The sequence below is a fragment of the Alcanivorax sp. HI0044 genome (assembly GCF_001634945.1).
On record NZ_LWEZ01000481.1, the window covers coordinates 1 to 1211 of the forward strand.

At 60.4% G+C, this 1211-nt stretch carries 2 protein-coding genes; both read left to right on the top strand.

Annotated elements, in window-relative coordinates; translation table 11 throughout:
- The coding region (gene ccsA, locus A3730_RS32530) for a cytochrome c biogenesis protein CcsA (protein ID WP_231883861.1) at nt 1-511 on the top strand (511 nt) is incomplete at its 5' end.
- 20 nt (nt 512-531) lie between these two features.
- On the top strand, nt 532-1211 hold a 680-nt coding region (locus tag A3730_RS32535), incomplete at its 3' end, for a cytochrome c-type biogenesis CcmF C-terminal domain-containing protein (RefSeq protein WP_304439469.1).

Here is a 1211-nt window from a genome sequence, read left to right on the forward strand (position 1 = left end):
AAACCTGCCCTGGTTCCCGCTGGATGGCGCCGATCTGAATCCGCTGCTGCAAGACCCTGGACTGATTATTCACCCGCCCATGCTTTATATGGGCTATGTAGGTTTCTCCGTGGCGTTTGCATTTGCGGTGGCCGGTTTGCTGATGGGTAACCTGGATCCGGCCTGGGCTCGCTGGGCCCGGCCGTGGACCACGGTGGCGTGGAGTTTCCTGACCGTGGGTATCGCGCTGGGGTCCTGGTGGGCGTACTACGAACTTGGTTGGGGCGGCTGGTGGTTCTGGGATCCGGTGGAAAACGCCTCCCTGATGCCATGGCTGGCGGGTACAGCCTTGATTCACTCACTGGCGGTGAGCGAAAAGCGCAACATGTTCCGTGCCTGGACGGTGTTGCTGGCGATCATTACTTTCTCTCTGAGCTTGCTGGGGACTTTCCTGGTGCGCTCCGGGGTGCTGACCTCGGTCCACGCCTTGCCAACGACCCGGCCCGGGGAGCTTTCATTCTTGGCTTCCTGATTGTGGTCGCCGGTGGCGCATTGACCTTGTTTGGCCTGCGGGCGTCGGCGCTGCGCAGTGATACCGGTTTCAAGCCGGTATCGCGGGAAGCCTTCCTGCTGGGTAATAACCTGATTCTCCTTACCGCCACATCCGTGGTGTTGATGGGAACGTTATTCCCGCTGATCGGCGAAGCGCTGGACATGAAAATTTCCATCCGCAGCCCTTACTTCAATGGCTTTTTTGTGCCGCTGGCCTTTGTGCTGATTCTGTTGATGGTGCCGGGCATGTTCAGCAACTGGAAACGCCAGGACGGCAATACCCTGCTCAAGCGCATGGCACTGTTGGCCCCCGCCGCCATTATCGCCGGCTGGTTTGGCTCCCGTCTGCCAGACCCAAGCCCCTGGCAGGGAGTGTTGGCGATCATGCTGGCCCTGTTCCTGGTGTTTGCCCACGTGGACGATGTGGTTCGCCGGGCCCGTGCCTACAAGCAAGGTTTTGTCACCGGGCTGGGCAAACTGGGGCNCGGCTACTGGGGTATGGTGCTGGCTCACTGTGGCTTGGCGGTATTGATTGCCGGCATTACCCTGGTCAGCTTCCACGAAGTAGAGCGCGACATTCGCATGGCGCCGGGGGATACGGCGGAACTGGGGCACTACACCTTTGTGTTCGACAGCCTGGACGAATACCGCGGGCCCAACTTCGATTCCACCCGTGGTCA